The organism is Candidatus Protochlamydia naegleriophila, assembly GCF_001499655.1.
Taxonomy (GTDB): Bacteria; Chlamydiota; Chlamydiia; order Chlamydiales; family Parachlamydiaceae; genus Protochlamydia; species Protochlamydia naegleriophila.
In genome coordinates this window covers 1219740-1244158 of the sequence record NZ_LN879502.1, presented here as the reverse complement: position 1 = coordinate 1244158, position 24419 = coordinate 1219740, and the positions used below count along the sequence as shown (strand labels likewise).

The window sequence follows — 24419 nt, the reverse complement described above, 5'->3', positions numbered from 1 at the left end:
ATTCTCAACCTAAAAGGAGATTTGTATGAAAATGTTGTCTAAATCAGTATTAGCTTCGATCCTTTCCACATTAGTTGCTGCTAGCGCGATGGCTCAGTGCCCTTCAGGTGGATGTCCTTGGGGTAGCTACAACCGCAACTATGGCGGATCTGGCGGATACAGCAACTACTCTTATCCTCAGCAAGGCTATTACAATGCACCAAGTCGTGGTTTTTACGGTCATGATGGCGATCACTTTGATCACTCGTCTAATAATGCCTACCCCTACCCATATGGTGGACAAACTTATTACAATGATTTCGAAGATCACAAAGGTTTTGACCATCCAGCAGGCGGATACGAGCAAGGCTATAATAGATCGGGCTTCCAACAAGACGACTATTATCAAGGCGGACAACAGGCTTATGATAACTCACCTGACCGCGACTATGGCTTCAGTGAACATCCAGCAGGCAATCAAGGTTACAACTATAACAATCAAAGCTATGGTTCAAACCAGTCATTTAACACAGCATCTCAAGGCCAAGGCAGCAGCACTTATACTAACCCAATGCCTGCTCCAACACAGCCAAATACAAACAATCCAAACGCTCGTTAATCTAACGAATCTTAGTTGGCTTGCATAGTCCAGGACCTTGCTGAATTAGCATTAGCAAGGTCCTTTTCATTTGGCTCAAATTCCCCTTTCTCCTTTAATTTTCTCTTTTTCTTGAAGAAGCGGCTTTGCAACCCTCGCCTGCCAGGTACGGCAAGTGCTTCCAATTCGGTGATGTACGTTCATTCACCCATCAAATTGCATCATGGGTTAAGACATGTCTAAAGGATCTTTTCCAGAACGAAAAAGGGTAGCGCGGCAAAAGCTTGGAATAAAAAGAGCGGGCGATCGGCCTCTATTTGCACTACTTGACCGCTTAGAATGTCCCGATAACTGCCAGCTAGGCGGGGTGCAACAAGCAGGTGAGTATCTTCCCAAACGTCACCGACGGGCAGCGTCGTTGCAGGATTTGTCAGCCGCGTGAAAAAGCGGCCAACGCCAATTAAAAGATGTTCTTGCCCCCACGAGCGGCTAAAAGCTACAGCCTGACGTGCTTTTTTTCCAGCTGATTCAATGGGATGATAATCCCCTTCTTGAAAAAGCTTGGAAGCCCTCATCCTAAAGTTTAAGAGTTGTGAGGTGACATATAATTTAATTAGGCCATCTTCGGGCGTTTTGATAAGATGGCTCACAAATGCACCATGATCGAGCTCTTTTTTTTGTTTGATCATCTCGAGTAGCTGGCGCCGATTTGAATAATCAACTGGATGACGGTTATCAGGATCGACGAGTGTAAATTCCCATAGCTCGCTTCCCTGGTAAAAGTCAGGAATGCCTGGACAAGTCATCTTGAGTACAATCTGCGCTAATGAGTTAAATAATCCGGCCTTAATGATGGGTTTAATAAATTGAGTGAAATCCTCTAAGAAAGGATTATCCTGGCCAGGATTTAAAATTTTACCAATAAACTCTTGGATCCCCTTCTCATATGCTTCATAGGGATTGGTCCAACTCGTATGAACTTTAGCTTCCTTCAGAGCTTTCAACATATACTTGTTAATGCGGTCGATATACTGAGGCCGGCTATTTATATCCATCTCATGAAGTGGCCATGAGCCGATTAGTGTCTGATAAAGCAGATATTCTTCATTGTGGTCAGGTATTTTTCGATTATCCAACGATACTTTAAAAGGCTTGTTGAGCTGGCTCCAGCATTGAAGAGCCTGCTGCCAAGCTTCGGGATTCTCAGATAAAACATTCATTCTAGCTCTGACATCTTCGCTTCTCTTTGTATCGTGTGTAAATGTTGTCAATAGCGTGTGCGGCCAGTTTTGTTTTCTTTCCTGATTCTTTGCATGAAAATCTGTTCGATGCGTTCCAAACTGAGAAGGATCCATTCCAACCTCATTGAGCGAGGCAAGAGGATAGTGCCGATAAAAGGCTGTATCTTCCACTCCTTTAGCTGTCACGGGCCCTGTTAGTTGCTGAAAGCGCATGACAAACAGGCGCCGAAAAGCGATCTGCTCTTCTGTTAGACCTGGTGGATCCTGCAATAACAACACGCTTTGAATAAAGTCGAAAATTGACAAATCACCCGCAGGATTGGCACGCTTAGCATAGTCAATAGCGGCCACAATACAGCGAAGATCAGCCTCTTTCACACAAACGTCATTCAAGCGAATATAGCTGCGATAAACAGGAAAACAAGCAATGATTTCCCTCAGCGCTGTTCTTAAACTTTCAAGAGTATAATCACGCGACCACCGATGCTGTTCGGAAATCTCCTCCAAATGGCGAGCTAAGATGTGAAGCTCGCTTGACATCGAAACAATGAGAATCAATTTTTTACAGGTATAAATGACCTCATCCATCTCTTCGTTACGCCTAATAAATTGCTCATAGATCGCAAGAATGTCCTCTCTATGCTCGGGCAAAACAAATAACCCATTGACTAAATTCAAAAAGTCGTAACCCGTAGTCCCACTCACCAACCAGTTTGAACGGAGCCTCTCTTCCCCTACTAGAATTTTCTCGACAACCATATAGAAGGGATCCGCTAATTTATCCGTAACGTGTCTTACCTCTGCACAACGGCGCTGCAGACGAATAAAATACTGCTCAGGATCAAACAATCCATCTACGTGATCAATACGCAAGCCTGTAACCAAGCCCTGTGCAACGATTTTTAAAGTGAATGCATGAATGTCTTCGAATACAGCTTCATTCTCAGATTGCATGCTCACAAGCTCGTTGATATCGAAAAAACGCTTGTAGTTAATCTCATCATTCGTCACGCTCCAAAAACTTAGCCGATAGGATTGATTCCTTAAAAGCTCTTCCAAGCGATTAAAACTGCCAAGATCTTCTGTATTACCGCTTAAGATTCGCATCGACTCTTGAACGGCCTCTACAATCAAAGGGGCTTTTTCCCCTTTTTCCATCAGCCGCTTTAACCTGTTTTTTATAATTTCTTTTTCACGGTGACGCTCTATGCATTTATCAGGATCGGTCTCTGTCGCGTTCGGTAAATGATCCAATGCTGTTACAATGCTTTCTAATTCGAGTAGATAAGAATCCGACGCTCCCAGCTCATCTTTTAACTTTTCGATAGCAGGAATTAAAATTGCTGGCCATGTGCTGGGATTGAGAGGAAATCGCCGGGTGCCATATTCAACTAAGAATGCTGCGCCATCGCAGACAATTTTAAAACCTTGCCTATCAACGACTTTTCCATATTGCTGATCGAGAACTGGCAGCAAAACTTTATTTTTCAGCTCTGCTTTTGGAGGATTCCAAACGATGTTAAAGTGTTGAGCATAAAGAGAGCTTGGCCCATTCTCAAGAACATCGCTCCACCATTTATTTCCATCTGCGATGCACATGTGATTGGGAACGATATCGATCACTAACCCCATTCCATTACGGCGCAACTCTCCCGCCAGTTGTTGCAGCTCTTCTTCCGTGCCAATTTCCGGATCGATTTGATTTGAATCTAAAACATCGTATCCATGCAGGCTTCCTGGATTAGACTTGAAAATGGGAGAGGCGTAAAGATCGGAAATTCCCAATTCACGAAAGTATTGAACTAATTCAAGAGCTTGCTTGAACGTGAAGTATCGATTGAATTGTAAACGATACGTTGCCCTTGGAATATGAAGCATTTCCATAAATCATTGACCTATTCACTGAACCCAGCTTATCGCGAATCGTAAAGTGCTCTTCTTTCAAGGTCAATGAAATTATTTAATAATCTCCGAAGAATTTCTCCTTGTTTCATACAAAACTAAGCGGGTTATAAAAACTAAATTTTCATTTCGTTTATAACCCGCTGCTGCTCTTAAGAGGCTGGCTCCTCTAACGATCCGTGCCCATTTCTAAAATGGAAGTTGTTGAAGGGGGAGTCCCAAATAAAACTTCTGCTTGTTGCAGTGTATACCCTATCGAATCAAGGGCCACTTCCAAGGAGCCTATCCCCGCTTCCTTAAACTGACTGTTGCCCGCGATTAAACGACTTGTCCACTGATCATAATCCCCTCGCTTCATAAGATAGGGAGTTTCTTTCACTGGAATGTAAAATTTTTTGCCTTGAATGGTATATTGCAAGTAATCAAAGTCTTGCACTCTCTTACCCTGAAATGTCACCTCTTCATCTATTTTTTTATAAAAAATATTTCTCAGTTTATCATCGGCAATTTGCAATTTGAAGCGGTTATGCATCAGATTATCTGTACAAACTAGCTGGATAGTCATGGCTGCTTTTTGCTCTTTTGTAAGGATCGGCCAAAGCTTTTCAAAGTCCCCATCCATTAGCTCCATCAAGTAGCCACTACAGCTTCCTTTTAGATTCATAGGTATAAACTCACGCCCCTTCTTGACCGCCTCAGTATCAACCTTAAAGGTCTCAAAAATACGAGTTAAATGACAAGTATGCCCGAAATCTAAAGCATGAGAAATGGTTCCAATCGCAAGCCTATTTTGATCACAATCTGTCTTAGTGATTTTTAGGGCCTTGAGATCACCAGCTGTTTTGTCCAATACTTTATAAACAACGCCCTCGCCACCCGATCCCAAACAGGCCTGTTTAACGAAGGACTCTTGAAGCGATCTTTCATCTAAATGACGTGTTGCCTGATAAGAATTAAAATAAATCGCTTTAAGATCTTGCGAATCGGCATCTTTAGACTCTGTAATATTCACAAAACCTTCAAATTCTCCGGGATAAAATATTTCTCGAGAAATCTTCTTGTTAGCATAGTGCTTAATCTCTCCGATACTGAGCTTGCTTTCAAAAGAACCTTCTAAGTCGCCAAACTTTGCCGCTTTTTGAGAGCATAATAAATGCAATTTTTGCCCCCAAATGTTCAACGTAATCAAACGCCCTTCTTGTCCTTTAAAAAGCATTCTTAAAGGTAAATATGTCGGGAAACGCTGCTCCGCAATAGGCGCCTTTCGATTTTGCCAACTACCATGTTCGCGGCTCCAAACATACACTTCCTGCATCGGCTCGTTTTCTTCTACCTCAATCTGATAGATCTGGCGATACAGGGTCGGATTGAGCTCGTTTTGAAACATAGAGTTTGCCCTGATCGGATAATCCGGAAAAAAAGCAATTCTCGCACCTTCAAAAACATGATTTGATACCTTACTAATGACTGCACTAATCGTTTGTTCCGTCTCTGAATCGCAATCAACTAAATAAGACATGATGTTATGTTGAACATGATTAGAAACCAAATTAGATAAAACCATAAACACCTTTAATATTAGAATTTTAATCAATAATAACAAATTAAATAAAAATTTACTATAAAAACAATCAATTAAATCAAAAAAAACAAAATATATTTATTAGTTTTTATGAAATAGCAGATTTCAAGAAGAATCGATCGAATCTTAGCTGAGTTAGAAGTTGCTCTAAACTCAGCAATTGTTATTAGACCTTGATTGGCAGCTTAGCAGATACTTTGTGATGAGACAGGTTTTCAAAAATAATGGTACGGATGGCTTCTATCCAAAGAGGGTGGCTATTTAAGCCTTCCACTAAATGAAGTTCCTCTCCGCCTAGATGCTTAAATTCCTCTGCATACTCAAACGAAACTTCGCACGTTGTTTCCAGACAGTCGCAGACAAAGGCAGGGCAAAAGACGAGGACCCGTTTATTACCTCTTTCCACGCAAGCTTTAAGTTGATCGGCCGTATAGGGTTGAATCCAAGGTTCTTTACCAAGCCTCGACTGGAAACATATCGTGTAGAGAGAAGTATCTAATGCAAGCTTGCGAGCAATGGCATGTGCAGTCGTATAACACTGCGCCTTGTAACAAAATTGATTATCCTTTCCAAGTTGCTGACAGCACTGAGCCTTAAGGCAGCATCCAGTAGCATCAGCTTTTCGTATCTGCCTTTCTGGTAGTCCATGAAAACTGAATAAAATATGGTCGTACGAATCGAGATCGTACTGTTTGGCACGTTGGCAAAAGGCTTCAATCATGCCGGGGTGGTCGGGATAACTATTGATGAAGGTAAGCTTGGGAATGACCTGCCATTGTTGTAGGTGACTCATTACTTGCTGATGAACCGATCCGGTTGTAGCCGATGCATATTGAGGAAACAGAGGGAAGATCAGAATTTCATCAACATGAGCCTTTCTCAAGCTTTCTAATCCTTCTGCAATCGACGGAATTTGATAGCGCATAGCCAATTCCACTTTAAATTGCTGCCCGAGCAGACTTTGGAGCTTGCTTTGGACGGCCAATCCATGAACGAGTAGAGGCGATCCCTCCTCCGTCCATAGCTTTTGATAAAGCTTTGCCGACTGTTTATAGCGGAAAGGAACGATAATCCCCCTTACTAATAACTGTCTTTGCAGCCATGGAATATCGATGACACGGCCATCGGTTAAAAACTCATTGAGGTAATGAAAAACATCTTTAGGCTGAGGAGTTTTGGGCGTTCCCAAATTCACAAGCAAAATGCCCGTCTTCTTGTTTGTCATATTCTTCCTTGCGCGCTGTCTATGGAAATTTAAAGCAAATCGCTTATGCGATTTAAAAGAGCGATTTTTAAAAGTCAATTCTTGCTCAAAGAAATCATTAAACTTTCACTCATAAAAAGCCTTAAAAAAAGACAGGACCTTAAAAAATATTAAGGCCCTGTGGAATATGTTGTTAAAAAATTTTAGTGAAGAGGCTGTTGATAGATTTTCGGTGGTCTAGCAAAAACCTATTCATCCCCAAGTCTTGGTTCATTCTCTCCAAGCACAACATTATCGACTTCAGTTTCAACTTCGGCGGCTATTGCATGAACTGGTTCTGCCGGTTCGTTTGCAGCTCTTCCGTCCACTTTTTCTGCGATACGTTCATCAACCTGTTTTGCTTCATCAAATACTTTGCTGATGAGGGCTTCATCTACTTGCACATGAAAGCTTTCTTTGACTTCATCTAACTTCTCTTGCAAATACGATTTATAAGCACCGATTCCATAAAAGTAGGTTAAGAGATAAAGCTTTTGCTCTTCACCAGTCACCCGCGCCACTCTTCTCTCTTGGGCCAGATTCGGCCTCGCGTTTGCCATTCGATGTGTCAATTTATAATAGCGGTTCTTAAAAACTAATTCTTGCTCAATTAGGAGCCTAATTTTCTGAATTTTTTGCTTATGAATCAGGTGTTCGCTTTCAAGCACTCTCACTCTCTCGCGCAGTGCTGCATATTCGCGCAAATCGGCAGAGGTTTCCTTTATATTGCGCGATAAGTGCGATTCAAAATTCTGGACAGCCTGCCGAGCTTGCTCAAGCTCTGGGCAAACAAAATGGGAATTATAAGTCCATTCACACCGCCCAATTGCATCTTTCATCAACTTGATTGCTTTTGCGGGACGGCCGATTTGGGGCAAATACTCTTCCGACTCAGTCAGTTCTAAAACCTTGTCAATGGCATCATCGGTAACGGGAATTTTAGCTGCGACGCGGTTGACCAATTCGCTAAGAATCAGCCTATTTTGTGTTTCATCTGCATCATCAACCACGATCGGCACCACTCGCCGTCTAAATGAACCATCGTCATCCAATTCTTTAATTTTTTCAAATTCCTTAAACGTTGTAGTGGCAATAAATGCAGGACTTGGCCGATCTTCCAAAAACCGCTTCTTAAAGGCCTGAAAAGCCCCGCCATTTTTCACCAATTGATCAATCTCATCTAGATGAAATAAGACTTGATGTTCGTATCCTGCCAATTGATCTTTAACTTGGTTGATTAATTCCGAATGGCCGAAGCTGACATTCGACATGAGCAACCCGCAGTCGACCTCATAGTTGGCTAATTTTTGCAGCGCCTGGGGGAGACGCCCCTCTTTCTTCAATTGAATTAATCGCTTGCCTGCGGCCGATTTCCCCGCGCCTGACCTCCCAAGTAAAAGCACATTGGATCCGGTTAACAAGGCAGAAATGATGCGATCCATTGTCGCACTCATGCCGACTGTTGGCTCAATGAAGCCTAGCTCCATTTGTTTATCGAGATTGGTACAGTTGACAATCTCATCAGGCAGCGGCTTTAACCATTTTTGATAGCAAGCAGCTAAAACGCCTCCACATACGATGATGCCAGCAGCAATGGCATATACTTTTGCCGTTACAACAAAAATGGGCTGAAGAACTTGAATGAGAAAAAAAGGAATCACGAAGAACTTGTATACAATTTCAAGAAGTAGATGCTTTTCCCATAAAGTCGTAAATTTTTTGTGAGAGTCTAAAAAATTGAAGGCACCTAAGAAGATGTTAATCAGATTGGGAATAAAATAGATCGCCATGGGTCGAAAGCGGTTCCATTCCGAATGTACCTGTTGCTTAAATGAAATTTCAGGACTAATCGGGAAAAGAGGTGCTCTTAAAGCTGCCCATTCAAAAATGTTTTCAAAAGGAGGAAATCCGTCTGCCTGCGCTTTGAAACGAGCCACTTGGCTTAAGCTTTCCAAATCAAGAATGTCTGCCAAAAAAGTCAATGCTTCTTGAGGATCTTTGGCAATCATCCCCGTAATTACCTCTGACAAGAATCGATCGAGCGCTTCATGATCGCCCTGATGCTGCCGAATGATCGATTGAATGTCAGCTTTCCAAACGGTCCACTGTTTAACATCCCATTCTTCTGATAAAAGGAGCCTTCCAAGCTCATCTAACTGCCGAATCGCATTTAAGGGCGATGCAGGTTCTACAGCCTGCTGATGAAAAAAAGGGATATAAGGTCTCATCGCATTCACTAACATTACTCACTCCTCAATCATGATTAAATTAATTTAAGAGGGAAATGTGCGTGGCTGACACCCAATAAAAGCTGCTAAACAACTCTCATAAAAGGAATAGATAAACGCTTTCCCCCATCCTGTCTTTTAGGAGACAGTCATCCTCATTCGCGTTAGCTTAAGTTTTGTCTATTATCATCCAAAACTTGCAGTAACGCGCAGATTGCGATAGGTATAGAAAAGCAGGTCTTCTGGCTCCGAAATCACTCTCTTGCTCAACCTTCCCGCCAACGAGATTTCTCTCTTAGAGGCAGTGGTTTAAATAAATCTATTGCAGATTTACCTTAAGCATTCGTCATTCGATACAGCGGCCTAACCGCACAGGATTTACACCTGTTTCCCTATTCTCCTCTAAAATCATCTTTAGAGGCACTTTTCTATAAAAATATTCATTGGCGCTAAAAGCTTATAATTCTTATTAAATAAAAAGTCAATCTGCTTTATTAAACTAAACTTTTAGTGATCGTGTTAAATTATACAAAAAAATATCAAAGATAAATTCTAGTGTTTTTTCCTTAAACTGATGCGTTTCAAGAAGGATCATTTCCATTTTGATATGCAAAAAAAATAGCCCTAACACATCGAAGCAATTTCAATGTGTTAGGGCTATATCAAATAACTATCAAAAAGATTCGCTCTTTTCTAGTTTCTCTTCAGCTTAGACTGCGCGGGCGCGTTCTTTAAATCCGCCTGCACTGCCACTACCTGAACGAGTCGAGTAGTTGCCAGCATTGGAGCGATTCTTTGGAAAGCCTGATTTCTTATAACCGCCTTTATCAAAGTCTTTTTTAAACCCACCAGGCTTACCAGAAAACTTCTTTGGACCATTATTATTAGCTCTGCGACGCTCGTCATTAAAACGGTCGGAACGCTGTCCTTTTGTTTCTCTTTCTTGCCCTCTTGGCTCGACGCCGATGTTATCTGGGCCTTGAATCGTTTCTTGATCCAATACGAAAGAGATGAACTTAGAAGCCATAGTCGCATGATCCATCTCAACCATCAGTTCCAAGACTAAAGAAACATCCTGGTGAACAGCTTGACCTTGAATGCGATCAACCAGTTTCTGGCGTTTTAGCTTTTTCACATCTTCGAGATTTGGAATGAGTTCTCGCTTAATTGGAGCGCCAATGATTTTTTCATAACGTTGGAAATCGCGCCATTCACGCAAAGTCACAAACGTGCTCGCCATACCTTTGTTACCTGCTCTTCCTGTACGGCCGATACGGTGTACATAGCTCGCAGGATCGAATGGTAGGTGATAATTGAAAACGTGAGACACATCCGATACGCTCAATCCTCTTGCAGCAACGTCTGTTGCGACTAAGACGCGAATTTGTTCGGCGCGGAAATGACGAATCACCTCTTCACGCTGAGGCTGTTCCATGTCTCCATGCAAGCCACGCGCATGGTATCCACTAGCAACGAGCAAAGTTGAAAGACGATCGACATCTTTTTTCGTACGGCAGAAAATGATCGCCTTGCTTGGTTCTTCGCTATCTAGCAAGCGGAGAATCGCATCATCGCGCTCTTCTTCGCGAATCACATAGTAAACTTGCTTAATGTCTTTGTTAGTTGTCTCTTTTTGAGTCACACTGATAAACAATGGGCTCTTCAAGATTTGTTGTGCCAAACGTTGAATCTGTGGAGGCATCGTTGCTGAAAATAGCAATGTTTGTCTTTTTGCTGGCAAGAAAGTGAAAATCTTTTGAATGGCTTCTAAAAAGCCCATGTCTAGCATTTCATCGGCTTCGTCTAGAACAACAATCGCTGGTCTAAAGTCTGTTAAACTGTCAGATTCTAGAAGATCGAGCAAACGACCAGGAGTCGCTACGAGTACCTGAACTCCTCTCTGCAAGGCTTCAATCTGTGGTCTAAAAGATTTTCCACCGCAAATCGTAGCAGTGCGAATTCCCAAATGACGGCCTAGGCGGAAAAGCTCATCGCTTACTTGGCTTGCAAGCTCACGAGTCGGAGTCAAAACTAACAACTGTGTGCCTGGCTTTTCGCTGATCAAATGCAAAGCCGGAAGGCCAAAAGCTGCCGTTTTTCCAGTACCTGTATGGGCTTGCGCAACCATGTCATGTCCAGCTAATACTGCTGGAATAGCTTGCTTCTGAATCGGGCTCGGCGTTTTAAATCCGGCTTCATGCAGTGCTTGTACAATCGGCTCTTTTAAGCCAAATTGATCAAAATTAAATTCTTCAACAGGTGATTGATTTTCTGGGGTCATATAATTTTCTTTTCCTAAAGTATATCCCTATAGGGGATCTTATAGTTGATATTTGTGGTGCTGGTTGCATAAACGACAAGGTATCGAGAATATGTATCTTTGAATCTCAGATAAAAAAGAAAATAACATGACGCTTGGTCAGCTGTGCTTGGCAAAGCAAATTACCGGGGCTGATTAACGACCTTTTTCTCTATAAACCCATCGTTAATAAATGTGTCCTTGGCTAATCCAGCCATTGAATAAAGAAACGCACCTAATAACCTGGATTTCGCCCCAGGTCATACCAATCATTATTGGTAAAGTCTCTTTTCTCATCCCCTACTCATCTATTTAACTAGATCGAGTAGATGAAAAATGATCTTTTAAATCCCTATCCTTCATTCAACAGGCCTTTTTATAACCCTCTTGCAGTGAAGAGGTTTAAAAAGAACGAATCAAAGCCAAGCTTTAAGAGATGCCTCAACGATCGAATAGGCCAGATGCCTATTTGGAACCATTCTTAGGTTCTTAGTTGGATTGACTACAAAAGCTGCAGTCAAAAAATGACAGAATCTCTGGATCTAAAAAATTAAATACGGACAATTTATTGCTATATAATGTTAAGATTAGCAAAAGGGAGATTTAAAATAAACCATTAAATCATAATATAATATATTAATTCTTTTTGAAAAAGCGTGCCATAAAAAAACAAACCAACTCATTTTTAGAGTCATGTTTCTTATAGCACGCCTTAACTACCGTTAAATCAAAAGATTAACGAGAGTGAGGGAGAGGGAAGACTTCTTTTTTCTGCCAGCGATTGATCTCTTCTTCGTCTTCGATCTCGCTATCGTCATAAGGAATCGCGTAGATATCAGAACCATCCGCCTGATCACGATTCATGATGTTAAAGCGCGCGTCGGTTTTAGCAGCCTGACTTTGATCAAATTGTCTATTTGGATTAGCTGGATTGTTGGCCTGATTGGCAGCCGGTTGATTAGGCGCTGCTTCAATCGATAGAGTGAGTAAACAAAAGGCTGTTAGAATTCCAGATAGTTGTTTTTTATTGCGCATATGCTTCTCCTATAAAGCAATTTTTTGCGAATGATGTATAACAAAACTTTTGATTCCGGTCAAATCCCATCATTCGTTTGACCCATCCTGATACAAATCTATTTAAAAGAGAAATGTTTTATAGACAATTATTGAAAGTGCGCCCAGTTCTTATCTGCAGCAGTCTCCTTCTTTCCCTGCAAAAAAACAGTCGAGTCCCCTCTCAAGAGACTTTTTTTTGTTCAATATGTGCGTTGATCAAATTCCACTCAGGATACTTCTTCAATAGGTTCAATACATCTTGCAGGCGAAAAGTGGGGTTGTCCGGATAAAGGTGCTCTAAGATCAAACGGATCAGAGTAAAATCCTCTTGCGTATCAACGGTCCAGCGATACTGGCTCAAAGAAGGATGGTGAGCCATATTTTTTAGTTTAAAAAGCTCTGGATGCCGATAAAGGTAGACTGTAACGTGTTCCCGCTCTTCCGGCTTAATAGCTAGCTGATAAGCTTTTTTAAGAGCTTCAAAAGAAAAAATCTCAACGTCCAGCCCTCTTGGATAAGTCCTCTTCAAGCTATTTGAGATGTAATCAATGGCCGGACTCTCTCTTTTAAAAGCATCTATGACGGCATCGACGATCTCCGGATCAATAAGCGGGCAATCGGCTGTAACCCGCACAATAGCATCCGGCCGCCTTTGCAAGGCTGCTTGATAATACCTTTCAAGAACATCATTTTCAGATCCCCGAAAGCAGGCAACCCCTTCTTTTTGGCAAAAATCCTCTACAATATCATCAGAGGCTTCTGTAGTGGTCAAAACAACAATCTCGTCAGCATTTTTCACCTCTCGCAAGCGCTCGACTATGTACTTCAAAAGAGGTTTACCAAAAACGGGTTGCAAAATTTTACCAGGCAGCCTGGTCGATCCCATGCGGGCTTGCACAAAGATTTCTACGCGCATCACATCTCCAATCGCTTCAATAGCTTATCATCTAATTCGTTTAAACTATGAATTTGCACCTCAGCCTCATGCGCCTCGTCTATAAAAACATTGCTGTAAGGACCTGTTAAGACTCGAATCGTTTGGAATCCTAAAGGTTTTATTCCAACAAAATCTTTGTTGGGATTATCGGCAATGTAAACAACCCTGGATGGGGAAACCTTCTCAAGCCGGCAAATTTTTTCGAAACAATAAGGCGAGGGTTTGCTGCGGTGAAGCCCATGAGCATAAGTAAAAAAGCAGCGCTTCACAAAAGGGGCCAATTTCAAGGCCAAAAACTTGCTTTTTTGCACCAGCTTATTTCCATCCGTAACAATGTAAAGAGGATGCTGCTGCAGCCTTTTTAAACAGGCCTCGGCCGTAGGATAAAGATGAATAGTAGGGCTGTGGGACCGATAAACGCTTAAAGCCCTTTTGACAAGCTCCTGTCGATATTTCCCAACTTTTTGCAAAAATCGATCAAATACCTTCTCCCGCTTAATCTCCAGTTCTTTTTTCAATCCCTCGTAAATCAGCTCTGAGTGGATTCCAATTAAGGGGCTTAGATCTATTGAAACAGCCTTAAATCCGCTGAAGACAAAGGTTAGCTCTTCATAAAGTGTATCGTCTAAGTCAAATACGATGACCATGGAATCATCCTATCTGTCACATAGCGAATTTGGCGTATCTCTCCATTTCTGCGTCTGAAAGGATAAGACTGTAGGCTCAGCCCCAGGCATTCGATAAAAAACCAAAAAAAGCTGTCCAGTCCAGCTGCCAGGCTTGCTGTGGAAGCTCCGCCAAAGCGAGGATTGCATTCGATAACGTGGAACAATCCCTGATCGTCTTCAATAATTTGAAAAATGACATGTCCATACACATTCAAACGATCGGCCATGTCTTGACAAAGATGTTCTAAGGCCGGGTAAGATACCGTCGTTGTGACTTGAGACTCTCCGCCTACAACATAGTCCCGCAGACGCGCTACACATCCTTTGACACGTCCTTCCTTAGAGCGATAGACATCTACGCTCCACTCTTTTCCTTCAATAAAAGACTGAAAAATAGCCTCTTTCAATGACTGTCCCCATTGGATAGCCTCTTCTTTAGCAAGCTTAAAACCAATCTTTTGGGAGCCAGCCCCTCTTCGCTCTTTAACAACGAATAAAGAGGCTCTAATATTGTCTGGAGACAGGGCTGTTGGAATCACCGGAAAATGGTGTTTAGTTAAAAAATCGGCAAATTGCTTTTTATCAAGACAGGTTGTCACCGCTTCAAGACTTGAGCACATGACGTGGATGCCTTGAGCTAGAAGCGCTGGTGCATGACGCGCATAAAAATCAAGATCTGCATCGCGCGTTGGAATAATGGCCTCGATGTGGTTCCTTTGGCAATAGTCGATCACCTCTTCAACCGTTAATTCCTTGAGTGGAGGGCAAAGCCAAAATTCGTCTACTCCGTATTGTCCAATACAGTCAGGATCGGAATCGCATCCATGAATAGTTTTAAACTGCCCAATCTTATCTGCAGCTTTGCGAACAGCTTCTATTAGCGGCATTTTTTTAGAAATGCTCGTGATAAGGACCGCAGAATGATCGAGCTCTTGCGCAGGCAATTGAAGTGCTCTTTTCTCGAATTCAATTAATTTGGGCAGAGCCTGTGCTAAAGAATGAGTAGGCCTCCAATTGATCCACTCTTCGAGTTTTCTAATATCTGCCTGGGAATGCTCAAATGGGATATTGCTTTCTACATACTCTGTCTGCAGCTTTGGAAAATGCGAATGCAAGAGATCAATAAACGACTGTACGGATTGAGAAACTCCCGATCCCACATTGACGACACCCGAGTGATTCGTCTTAGCCAATCGCAACAAGGCCTCAGCCACATCATCTGCAAAAACATAGTCAAATTGACCTTCAGGTCGGAAAACCATTAGCTTTTCTCCGCGCAGAGCGGCTCTTATCCATCTTGAAATGACATCTCGAGAATGGTAGCCGTATACCCTAAAGATGCGTGCTGAAGTAAAAGACACTCGTCCTTTAAGGAATTGGCTTAGAAAACGCAGCTCCAGTTCGTGGAATAGTTTTGCTCCTCCACAAGTATTTCGAGGATAGATTTGATCATTCTCGCTTAGTATGGATACATCGCTTTGCTGGGCCGGAAACTGGTATAGGCGCGGATCGTAAATGAGATAGCTCGAGGCAAACACCACTTTTTTAAGGGAGTTTCCTTGCTTCAAACAATTCATCAAATAGTGGCTAAGCTGAATGTTATGATGAAAATTCTCGGCAAAGAAGGGAAAACTTTCTTCAGAACGCTCAAATGTAGCAGCAAGGTGAAAGAAAATTTCAGGATCGAAAGCGAGTAGATTTTCGGGAGCAATTGTGTTGAGATCCCCCTGTCTATAGCGGACCTTTCCAAGCCACTCCCTAGGACAAGGTTTGAGATCGCCTACAAAAACATCAGCCCCTTCTTTCAATAAAAAGTTGACAAGTGCTGTTCCAATGACCCCTGCACCACCACTTACAAATATACGCTTATTGCGCATGCCCAACCTCTCCTTCTAATAATCCATGCATAATCGAATCGACCCACTCTTGCCTCTTATACACATGATCTCTCAAAACCCCTTCTCTCTTAAAGCCGCATGCCTCTAAAATCTGCATATGCTTCTTTCGAAAGGCAAAGGTTTCGGTAAAAAGGCGGTGCAATTTGATCTCTTTAAAGGCTATCTTGCTCAACAGACTAAGAAAATGGCTAAAATCGGCAGTATATTGCCCTTGATCTTCTGCTCTAGCCGGATCGACCAAAAAAGAGACCTCTGCGCGGCGAGCCTCCCAATCGATGTTAGTTAACCCTCCATATCCTATGAAAGCATGCTGAAAAAGAAAACTAAATAACACTTGCTTAGGCTCTTTCAAGTCAAATGCTGGCTCGACGACCTCTTCAAAGTAGAGCCTCTGTTGCTCTTGTGTAATTGGAGTCAGCTGCCTCAATACATCCGTCTGGGCATTGCGCCAAAGTCGGATACTTTCCGCATCATCTCTTCGGATGACAACAAGTTGATAGCCATCTTGATCTTTAAAATCACTCTTTTTCAAACACTGGTAAATCGGCGCGGTCTCCATCAAACCTCAAAATGATATGCTTGCATTAAAACTAGCAGCTTCACACTTTTCCAAAAATAAGTTCAACCAACAACGACCCATTTTTTTAAAGCGAGATTAAGTTTTAGAAAAAAACGAATGATGCCTATTTAACTAGCAAAAAGAAGCCCTGTATAGAAAAAACAAATAGAGGCGTAAATAGAAAATTAGAATCAGATTCACAAATATTTCTAGAACACGCATGAGCGGGAAGAATATTTAAAATGAAGCAAAACAGCAGGTCCGAAAATCGTGCTCGCCTACTGTTACCTTCTATTTAAGCAATTGATGGCGTGAATCAATCCATCAAACTTTTTTTAAGCTTACCCAGCTCCTGCTGCATGCCATTTATATAAGCGTCACTCGAGGGAGTTTTGAATATCAATTGCTGTTGATTGAGCTTTTCCGCAAACTTTGTCAGGAGCTTGACAAAATTCTTTCTTTCTTCCGTTCCTTTAGGCAACTTAGGAAGGAGAAGCTTGGCTTGTTTATGCAAAGAAGTTGCCCGTTCCATCATATATTTGACTTTTTCGCTAATCTCTTTGCGTGTATGAATATCACCTTCTTCAACGCTCAGTTTGGCGTAATAGGGAATTGCCTTGAGATCCTCCTGATGCTTTTGCAGCTCAGACAAAAAGAGCTTTCCTTCCTCATCACTAAAAAAATCGCCATTTTGATTGGTAAAAGCCTTGACCGCGCCAGCATAATTGAGACATTGGCCTTTCAACCCATCCAATTTGATTTTTAAAACCCACACAAGAGCTTTTTGTAATCTTTCAATCTCTTGCTCAATTTTAACAACGTCCGAATCCAATAAACGCTTTGCCCCCAGCCCTTCTTTTTCCTCTATGTCCTCTTCCTTTAAAACACGAGCCTCAATAACGTCAGACTCTAACCTTTTTTCCTCTGTTTTGCCATCCTTGAAACTGCCGACCTTTTTCTCAACAAAGTCCTGCTTTTCTTTCCCCTGAACTTCGATGATATTTTCTACAATCGCCCTCAATCCCTCTAAATATTCTTTTTGTTGTAAACGCGCCGATTTATCTGATTGATAAAAGAGATAGCGGAAAAATCCCCGTATTCCCCCTGTATCTGCCCGAATAGCAGAAATTTCTTTGCTTAAAACCTGATGCAATTGATTTAATTCATTCGCATTTAGCTTATCCTGATTGTTTGAAATAAAATGAGCAATCCTCAAGTAAACTAAATTTCCTACCTGAAAGCGATCAAGCCTAACGTGTTTAACCTCTTTAAATGCTAGAGTATCTCCATATCTATTAACTTTTAAAGGCTTATGTTGAGCAATGCACTCAGTAATCATTCCCAATTGCTCAGAAGGACCTTGAATTTGATTCATAATTCACCAACTAATAGTTATTACTATTAAACTCAATAATTAAATCTAAAAATAATTATAGCATTAATAAAATAATTTATTAACATCAAAACCACTAGTTACTATAAACAATCAAAATTAACCCAAATAAAGATTATTATAAATTTCTTGTAAATTTTAATTGCTATTGGCAGTTAGGCTGGATTGAATGAGAGGAAAAATGAATTCATTTAAGGATTAAGAAGAAAAAGGCAAAAGAGTGAAATTCTGCCTTTTTGATGAGTTACCCTTTCCACTTAGCGTGGATGATGACGGGGTCCTGAGTTGGAATAAGCTCGAAACCGGCGCGTTGGCAAATCTTTAGCATGCCACCATTTTCCGACAGAATATAGGCATCAATTTCTTCTATTTTTTCTTGTTTAGTGATGGCTATTAAATGCTGAAGCAATTGAGTTCCCAAGCCAAGGTGGTGATAAGCATCGATAATCGTGATTGTCAATTGAGCAAAATGGGTGCCGGGAATGCGAAAGAGGCGTCCAACTCCTATGATCTCCTTATGCCCATTTTTACTCACTTCTGCAACGATCGCCCATTCTCGATCGTAATCATTAAAGCAAATTCGCAGAAGCCTTTCATGGGCCACTCTTTCATCTAGACTGACAAATTCTAGATAGCGCTGTCTGACGCTATTTTCTGATAATTCGTGATGGAACCGGACGATGAGCGGTTCATCTTCTGGCCGGATAGGCCTAAGAATGACAGATGTTCCATCTTTTAGATTCATCTTACTCACGTAATTGAGCGGATAGGGGCGAATGGCTAATTTAGGTAAATCTTCATCCTTTATTTCCGCCTCGTGCAAAACGATTCTAGCATCGAGCGCTACAAGACCTTCATCTGACACCAAGAGCGGATTAATATCGCATTCTTTGATCCGCTTGTTTTCAACAATCAGCTGTGAAAATCGCACTAGGATCTCTTTTAAGAGTTCAATGTTGACAGCTTTCCTTCCGCGCACACCTAAAAGAGCTTCATAAATCTTTGTTTTCTGCATGAGCTGAAGGGCTAAGTTTTTATTGAGAGGTGGAAGCGCCAATGCCCTGTCTTTAAAGACCTCGACCAGTTGCCCCCCCATGCCAAATAATAAAACGGGACCAAACTGAGGATCGGTCGAACTTCCCAAAATCAATTCGTATCCCGTTTGCTTAATCATCTTCTGAACAGTCACACCCTCGAAGTGGTGTGCACTCATTTTTTCCGTTACTGATTTTAAAATTTCATCAAATGCACGAAGAACCTCTTCAGGAGATTTCAAGTTAAGTTTAACACCACCAACATCGGTCTTATGCGTAATTGTTTGTGAAAACAGTTTTAAAACGACTGGATATCCAACTTTATCAGCCAATTTAACAGCCTCAGAAGAATCTTGGGCCACAAATGTCTGTACTACCGGGATTCCATATAGGTCCAGAACTTGCTTCGATTCAAACTCAGTCAAGATAGCCCTTTTGTCGCTCAGTACCCCATTAATGATCGCCTGTACTGTTTCTAAAGATTGCTCTTCTCCTTTCCAGGCCATTGAATTAGCAGCTGGTGTTTCGTATAATGTTTTCAAGTTTTGACTATAGCGCCACATCGTCGCAAAAGCCCGTGCTGCATCATCTGGATAGTTAAACGTTGGAATATTGGCCTCTGACAAAATCGTCTTACCCGTTTCGACCGTTTCTCCCCCCATCCAGCTGGCAAGCAAAGGCTTATCGCTTAGATGAGCAAAGCGAGTGAGCGTTTGGGCCGTCCCGCTAGCATCTGTCATATCTTGAGGTGAAAGAATGACTAATAAACCATCTGTCTGTTTGTCGTGAGCTAAAACATCGATCGTTTGAGCATAGCGTTTAGCATCGGCATCGCCTAAAATGTCAATAGGATTACTGCGGCTCCAGGCAGAAGGTAGGAATGTATCGAGTTCTTGAATAGTCTTTAGTCCCACAGGGGCCAATTCTGCCTGATTTAAGACCGTAGCATCGGTTGCTAAAACAGCTGGTCCGCCCGCATTTGTAATAATTGATAAACGGGGCCCCTTAGGGAGTGGTTGGCGGGCCAATACAGAAGCCATACTAAAAAGTTCTGAAATACTATTGACTCGCAAGACTCCGATCCTCTCTAAAGCAGCATCAAACACTTCATCACTGCCTGCTAAAGAGCCTGTATGAGAGGCGGCAGCTTTAGCGGCGGCTTGGCTTCTACCAGCTTTAATCACGATAATCGGCTTTTCTAAGGCCACTTCTCGTGCAGCCGTCATAAATGAGCGCGCATCTCCAATTGTTTCCATATAAAGTAAAAGGCTGTGCGTATTGGGATCGCTTCCCAAATAGTCGATGAGCGTTCCCCAGTTGACATCGGCCATTGATCCAATCGATACAAATGCACTAAAACCCACCTTTTCTTGAAGGCTCCAGTCTAGTACTGCCGTGCACATAGCCCCTGACTGGCTAATAAAGGCCAGCTGTCCAGGCAGTGCCATTCCTTTAGCAAAAGTTGCATTCAATCCCAAAATTGGATTCATGACACCCAAGCAATTTGGGCCAATGATTGATAATGGCCCCTGGCTGGCATAAAAAAGAATTTCTTCTTCAAGTTTTTGACCTGCTGCTCCAAGTTCTTTAAAGCCGGCCGAAATGATAATTGCTGTTTTAGCCCCAGCTTCAACGCATTCTTTAACAATGCCTGGAACAGTTGGCGCAGGTGTTACGATAATGGCCAAATCAATCGTTTCCGGAACAGAAGAAATGGTCGGAAAAGCCTTTAGCCCAAAGACTTGATCCCGTTTAGGATTAACTGGATAAATATTGCCTTTAAAGTCGCCAGCCAACAGATTGACCATGATTGTACAACCAACGCTTCCAGGTGTATCTTTAGCTCCTATGACAGCCACAGCCTTAGGATGGAAAAGAGCATCTAATCGTTGGGGATAGCGATGAATAAAATTTTGCGACGGATCTGTTCGATTCACATACTTTTCCATATTTAGTTCTCCATTTAGAATGGCCATCTACCAGCTTCGAAGTATACCGATGCGACTTTCAACATAGGCTATTCCAAGTTAGAAGCGCCTCACTCAATCGTCAATTGCATTAAATCATCATCCTCATTAAAAAATATAGAAAGATTTATTTACATCAAGAGTGCTGAAGTATTTTTTATACCTACACTTATTCCTTAGAAACTTTCTCGTTTGTTCAAAAGCCATTTTACGGCTTAAAACATGTGCACAAGACACCTTCTTATCAAGGATTTTTATGACATTTCAAGGACAACCAGCCATCGATTTAACAGAGCTTGCCAAAACAGCTATGCGGGAACGAGATCTTTTAACAGAATTTTCCTCGGATGTTCAAAAAGCAGCTGATCAAGCACCTGAGGCTATTTCTTTCCCTCCTTCTACAAAAGATGCGAGGCAGTTACTTTGGTGTTCGATCGACAACGATGACTCAAGGGACTTAGACCAGCTCACGTATGCTGAAAGCCTTGATGAAGGGCGATTTCGAATTTTTATTGCCATTGCAGACGTCGATGAACGCGTTCCTAAAAATTCCTTGGTCGACCGCCATGCCCAATACAATACGGTGTCTGTCTATACTCCGACAAAAGTATTTTCAATGCTTCCAGAGCGATTTTCAACCGATCTTACTTCGTTAAATGAAGGCCAAGACCGATTAGCAATAGTTGTTGAAGTTGAGGTAAATGCTGATGGATCTTTGGGGGCACACACCCTTTACCAGGCGCTTGTCTACAATCATGCCAAACTTGCCTATAATAGCGTCGCAGCATGGCTTGATGGCACTGAGCCCATGCCTAACAAAATCGGAGAGGTCGCTGGCATGGAAGCGCAACTCCGCCTTCAAGATCAGATTACTACGCTCTTAAAGCAATACCGTCACTATCATGGAGCGCTTACTTTAGAGACTCTGGAGCCTCAAGCTGTTGTTCAAAATCATCGCATCGTCGACATCAAAATTGCTAAAAAAAATCGGGCCCGCGATTTAATCGAAGACTTTATGATTGCAGCTAATACTTCAACAGCTATTTTTTTAAAAAACCGCGAACTTCCTTCTTTTAGGCGCATTGTTAGGGTTCCCAAGAGATGGGACCGCATCGTAGAAATTGCAAAAGAACTGGGCGAAAAGCTTCCCGATGAACCAGACTCGAAAGCATTGGATCTGTTTTTGATCAAGCGTCGCTCGCTTGATCCCCTTCATTTCCCCGATCTTTCCCTGACAATCATAAAGCTTCTCGGTAACGGTGAATACATCGTTGAATATCCAAATGATATGCCAATTGGTCATTTTGGATTGGCTTTAAGAGACTATACCCATTCAACAGCTCCAAACAGGCGCTATCCGGATCTTATCACTCAGCGCATTCTCAAATCAGCGCTTGAAAACAAGTCCCTTCCCTATCCTTCGAAAGAACTAGAAAAGCTAGCTAAACACTGCACTATAAAAGAAGATGAAGCCGAAAAGGTTGAGCGTAAAATGAGAAAATCTGCCGCTATTCTTCTTCTTTACTCAAAATTCGGAGAGGTGTTTGATGCAATTGTAACAGGTGCAAGCGTAAAAGGAACCTGGGTGCGAATTCTTCACCCTCCTGTCGAAGGCAAACTTGTTAAAGGATACGAACATAAGGATGTCGGTGACCAAATTCGCGTCAAACTCACAAATCTGGATATAGAAAATGGCTTCATCGACTTTGTAAGAGTTCATTAAAGCACTCTTAAGCTCGCAAACAAGGCTTGCGCCCCTCAGAAACGAGCCTTTATAGCGGCTAGTTTCTTGGGATAGACGTCTAAAGGGATGTTAATTTTTTGATTGTGCAAGTAAGCATCAAATTTATGGGAAAATGAGATTTATGAGCTATTTTAATGCGCTATCATCAACTCCGCATGCTTTTAGCACAGAGCCTGACAGCTCCCTTTTAAAGAGCAATCAAAATGCAATGAATCAATCATCAAACCAAGAAGTTTCACAGAATCAGTCCTCAAACCTGGATGAGCTACAGGTCGAGGCTGCAAAGAAGGAGGAAAATGCATACGAGCCCCTCCCTCTCATTTCAGACCTTCTGCTGAAAATTTTTTCTCATTTGAAACCTGCTGAATTGGATCAAGTGGGACAGACATGCCAAGAACTCTACAGCCTTTGCCAAACGAATTGGCTTTGGAAAAAGCATGTCCAAATAGATTTCTCAGACTGCCTGTCCCTAATTCCCGAAAAAGAGGAACAAACAATTAATTGGCGCTCTCTTTACCAAACGGAACTATTCTGGAAGAACAAATCCATTCAATTTATTCGCAAGCATGCATGCGCTTCTTTTCCAAGACAACAACGGATAACGTCTGCCGCCCACTCCTATTTTTTAGCCCTCAATGATGAAGGAAGATTAAGGGCTATTGCCTATTTTAAAAAACCCCTCAATTTAAAAGATGCAGCTGGCACGCCTCAAACGATTGCGGCAGAAGAGTGGAAAGTCAGCCTGCTCGTTCATTCTCAATTTGTCCAACATGCGACACTGGATGGTCACTATCCAATTAACGCTGCGATCGAATTAAAAGTTCTTTCGTCGCTTACGCCTCTGCAAACGAGAAGAATCAATCAATTGAATGATCAAATTAAAAGCTGGCTAAAAACGACCGCTAAGGCTGAAGACCTTGACGCCAAAGTTGCCAAAGCATTAGCCGGCCATTTTACTCCTAAGACCACCATAGAAGGCGTGCGAGGAGGAGAAGGACTCATTACACCAGACGTGAAGGCCTATTTCGTTTTTTTTAGAGAACTTCCCGAACGCTTTAAGTTTATCCAAGAGCATGGCATCCTGTTTAATGATTTGGAAAACTCTCATTTAGAGGATGTTTAAAGATTAATCCTTGACCGTTATCAATTAATCAGTTAACAATTTAGTTTTGAGCTTTTTTTAAATTCTTCGGCTTGTGACTCGCTATTTTTTGCAAAACGCCCATTTTTACTTATTCCTCTGCTCATCATTAGCGTTAAGTACTTGATAAATTATCAAACTAAGGAAAGGAGGAAAAATGCAAGCTACTAATAACCTATACACAGGCTCAATTTCACAAGATTTACAGGAAAATCCTCTTTTATCCTCCTCTCAAAAGAATGGACAATATCCCGCCTCTCCCAGCCTGATTTTAAGCGATAGTCGCATTTGCCAAACGAATGTAGAGAGCGAGCAATCAGTCCAAGATTTCCACATTCGCAAGCCAGGTCAAGAGCAGCTAACCCGACTAAGGACATATTTATGCTCTTTTCATCCTCTACATAACGCTTCGCTGCCTTGCCGGATTAACTATTATTTGGCTTTAAATGAAGAAGGTGAAATCGTCGCCATCTCGACCTCCAATAAAACAATGTCTCTGCGCAATCACAAGAATGAATTAAAAGAAATCAATTCCATAGACTGGAAAATTCAACTATTGATCCATGCTCAATTCATACAAATGGGCATGTTAGATGGAGACTTTCCCTTCAATTCAGCCATCACATTGAAAATCATCCACCCTCTAAGCGAACAGCAATGGAAAGCTGCTGAGTGTCTGCAACATGCAATTGATGGATGGCTCGATAAGACAGCTCAAGCGTCTGATTTAGATTTAAGAATTGTCAACACGCTTAAGTCGAAAATTAAAACTCAGCGCGGTGCCGTCTTAACGCCTAAAATCAAAGCCTATTTCCTTTTGCTAAGAGAACTTCTAACAAAGTGCTGCTTGATTAAAGAACAAGGCATTTTGTTGCCTCCGAAAAAGCGAGGCACTTTTACTAGTCATTCAAGCTCTTAAGACACTTTCACAAGGTCCCGAATTTTGCCTA

General features: G+C 41.9%; 16 protein-coding genes and 1 riboswitch. Of the genes, 4 read left to right on the top strand and 12 right to left on the bottom strand.

Annotation, left to right across the window (positions count from 1 at the left end; genetic code table 11):
• Positions 1-25 precede the first annotated feature (25 nt).
• Positions 26-598 carry a hypothetical protein gene (locus PNK_RS05055; protein ID WP_059060697.1) on the top strand — a complete coding sequence of 191 codons (573 nt, stop codon included), beginning with the start codon at positions 26-28 and terminating at the stop codon, positions 596-598.
• Positions 599-816: 218 nt separating this feature from the next.
• On the opposite strand, the gene treY is transcribed toward PNK_RS05055, so the two are convergent.
• The 12 genes from treY to PNK_RS04995 form a co-directional block, all read right to left on the bottom strand.
• Complete coding sequence (gene treY, locus PNK_RS05050) at positions 817-3702, bottom strand: malto-oligosyltrehalose synthase (protein WP_059060694.1); 2886 nt, start codon at positions 3700-3702, stop codon at positions 817-819.
• Positions 3703-3889: 187 nt separating this feature from the next.
• A complete protein-coding gene (locus tag PNK_RS05045) occupies positions 3890-5284 on the bottom strand; it encodes a hypothetical protein (protein ID WP_059060693.1) in 1395 nt (464 codons plus the stop codon).
• A gap of 184 nt (positions 5285-5468) precedes the next feature.
• The gene (hemH, locus tag PNK_RS05040) at positions 5469-6527 is read right to left on the bottom strand and encodes a ferrochelatase (RefSeq protein WP_059060690.1); all 1059 of its coding nucleotides are present in this window, start codon (positions 6525-6527) and stop codon (positions 5469-5471) included.
• Between the two features lie 227 nt (positions 6528-6754).
• Positions 6755-8788 (bottom strand): ATP-dependent Clp protease ATP-binding subunit, encoded by a 2034-nt coding sequence (locus PNK_RS05035; RefSeq protein WP_059060688.1) that lies wholly within the window; start codon positions 8786-8788, stop codon positions 6755-6757.
• 200 nt (positions 8789-8988) lie between these two features.
• A riboswitch (cobalamin riboswitch) is annotated at positions 8989-9216 on the bottom strand.
• Between the two features lie 266 nt (positions 9217-9482).
• Positions 9483-11054, bottom strand: a complete 1572-nt coding sequence (locus tag PNK_RS05030; protein ID WP_059060687.1) for a DEAD/DEAH box helicase — start codon at positions 11052-11054, stop codon at positions 9483-9485.
• A 753-nt stretch (positions 11055-11807) separates the two neighbouring features.
• Complete coding sequence (locus tag PNK_RS05025) at positions 11808-12107, bottom strand: hypothetical protein (RefSeq protein ID WP_032125481.1); 300 nt, start codon at positions 12105-12107, stop codon at positions 11808-11810.
• Between the two features lie 202 nt (positions 12108-12309).
• On the bottom strand, positions 12310-13044 hold the full coding sequence (locus PNK_RS05020; protein WP_059060685.1) for a cytidylyltransferase domain-containing protein: 735 nt from the start codon (positions 13042-13044) through the stop codon (positions 12310-12312).
• Positions 13044-13712: an HAD family hydrolase gene (locus tag PNK_RS05015; RefSeq protein WP_059060683.1), complete on the bottom strand. Its 669-nt coding sequence runs from the start codon at positions 13710-13712 to the stop codon at positions 13044-13046. Before PNK_RS05015 ends, PNK_RS05020 begins: the two co-directional genes overlap by 1 nt.
• A complete protein-coding gene (locus tag PNK_RS13010; RefSeq protein ID WP_079992813.1) occupies positions 13691-15610 on the bottom strand; it encodes an NAD-dependent epimerase/dehydratase family protein in 1920 nt (639 codons plus the stop codon). The genes PNK_RS05015 and PNK_RS13010 overlap by 22 nt, the downstream gene beginning before the upstream one ends.
• Complete coding sequence (locus PNK_RS05005) at positions 15600-16190, bottom strand: GNAT family N-acetyltransferase (RefSeq protein ID WP_051981942.1); 591 nt, start codon at positions 16188-16190, stop codon at positions 15600-15602. The genes PNK_RS13010 and PNK_RS05005 overlap by 11 nt, the downstream gene beginning before the upstream one ends.
• A gap of 316 nt (positions 16191-16506) precedes the next feature.
• Complete coding sequence (locus PNK_RS05000; RefSeq protein ID WP_059060681.1) at positions 16507-17565, bottom strand: hypothetical protein; 1059 nt, start codon at positions 17563-17565, stop codon at positions 16507-16509.
• Between the two features lie 262 nt (positions 17566-17827).
• Complete coding sequence (locus PNK_RS04995) at positions 17828-20566, bottom strand: bifunctional acetate--CoA ligase family protein/GNAT family N-acetyltransferase (protein WP_059060680.1); 2739 nt, start codon at positions 20564-20566, stop codon at positions 17828-17830.
• Positions 20567-20840: 274 nt separating this feature from the next.
• Here PNK_RS04995 and PNK_RS04990 point away from each other — a divergent pair, with 274 nt between their 5' ends.
• The 3 genes from PNK_RS04990 to PNK_RS04980 all read left to right on the top strand — a co-directional run bounded on the left by PNK_RS04990 (position 20841) and on the right by PNK_RS04980 (position 24388).
• Positions 20841-22307, top strand: coding sequence for an RNB domain-containing ribonuclease (locus PNK_RS04990; RefSeq protein ID WP_059060678.1), 1467 nt, complete (start codon positions 20841-20843; stop codon positions 22305-22307).
• Positions 22308-22449: 142 nt separating this feature from the next.
• On the top strand, positions 22450-23451 hold the full coding sequence (locus PNK_RS04985; protein ID WP_059060676.1) for an F-box protein: 1002 nt from the start codon (positions 22450-22452) through the stop codon (positions 23449-23451).
• A 175-nt stretch (positions 23452-23626) separates the two neighbouring features.
• Positions 23627-24388, top strand: a complete 762-nt coding sequence (locus tag PNK_RS04980; RefSeq protein WP_059060674.1) for a hypothetical protein — start codon at positions 23627-23629, stop codon at positions 24386-24388.
• Positions 24389-24419 lie beyond the last annotated feature (31 nt).

What these genes read in the sequence shown, in the direction of transcription:
- PNK_RS05055 (WP_059060697.1), top strand. Translation starts at nt 26, where the DNA reads ATGAAAATGTTGTCTAAATCAGTATTAGCTTCGATCCTTTCCACATTA.
- treY (WP_059060694.1), bottom strand. Translation starts at nt 3,702, where the DNA reads ATGGAAATGCTTCATATTCCAAGGGCAACGTATCGTTTACAATTCAAT.
- PNK_RS05045 (WP_059060693.1), bottom strand. Translation starts at nt 5,284, where the DNA reads ATGGTTTTATCTAATTTGGTTTCTAATCATGTTCAACATAACATCATG.
- hemH (WP_059060690.1), bottom strand. Translation starts at nt 6,527, where the DNA reads ATGACAAACAAGAAGACGGGCATTTTGCTTGTGAATTTGGGAACGCCC.
- PNK_RS05035 (WP_059060688.1), bottom strand. Translation starts at nt 8,788, where the DNA reads ATGTTAGTGAATGCGATGAGACCTTATATCCCTTTTTTTCATCAGCAG.
- PNK_RS05030 (WP_059060687.1), bottom strand. Translation starts at nt 11,054, where the DNA reads ATGACCCCAGAAAATCAATCACCTGTTGAAGAATTTAATTTTGATCAA.
- PNK_RS05025 (WP_032125481.1), bottom strand. Translation starts at nt 12,107, where the DNA reads ATGCGCAATAAAAAACAACTATCTGGAATTCTAACAGCCTTTTGTTTA.
- PNK_RS05020 (WP_059060685.1), bottom strand. Translation starts at nt 13,044, where the DNA reads ATGCGCGTAGAAATCTTTGTGCAAGCCCGCATGGGATCGACCAGGCTG.
- PNK_RS05015 (WP_059060683.1), bottom strand. Translation starts at nt 13,712, where the DNA reads ATGGTCATCGTATTTGACTTAGACGATACACTTTATGAAGAGCTAACC.
- PNK_RS13010 (WP_079992813.1), bottom strand. Translation starts at nt 15,610, where the DNA reads ATGCGCAATAAGCGTATATTTGTAAGTGGTGGTGCAGGGGTCATTGGA.
- PNK_RS05005 (WP_051981942.1), bottom strand. Translation starts at nt 16,190, where the DNA reads ATGGAGACCGCGCCGATTTACCAGTGTTTGAAAAAGAGTGATTTTAAA.
- PNK_RS05000 (WP_059060681.1), bottom strand. Translation starts at nt 17,565, where the DNA reads ATGAATCAAATTCAAGGTCCTTCTGAGCAATTGGGAATGATTACTGAG.
- PNK_RS04995 (WP_059060680.1), bottom strand. Translation starts at nt 20,566, where the DNA reads ATGGAAAAGTATGTGAATCGAACAGATCCGTCGCAAAATTTTATTCAT.
- PNK_RS04990 (WP_059060678.1), top strand. Translation starts at nt 20,841, where the DNA reads ATGACATTTCAAGGACAACCAGCCATCGATTTAACAGAGCTTGCCAAA.
- PNK_RS04985 (WP_059060676.1), top strand. Translation starts at nt 22,450, where the DNA reads ATGAGCTATTTTAATGCGCTATCATCAACTCCGCATGCTTTTAGCACA.
- PNK_RS04980 (WP_059060674.1), top strand. Translation starts at nt 23,627, where the DNA reads ATGCAAGCTACTAATAACCTATACACAGGCTCAATTTCACAAGATTTA.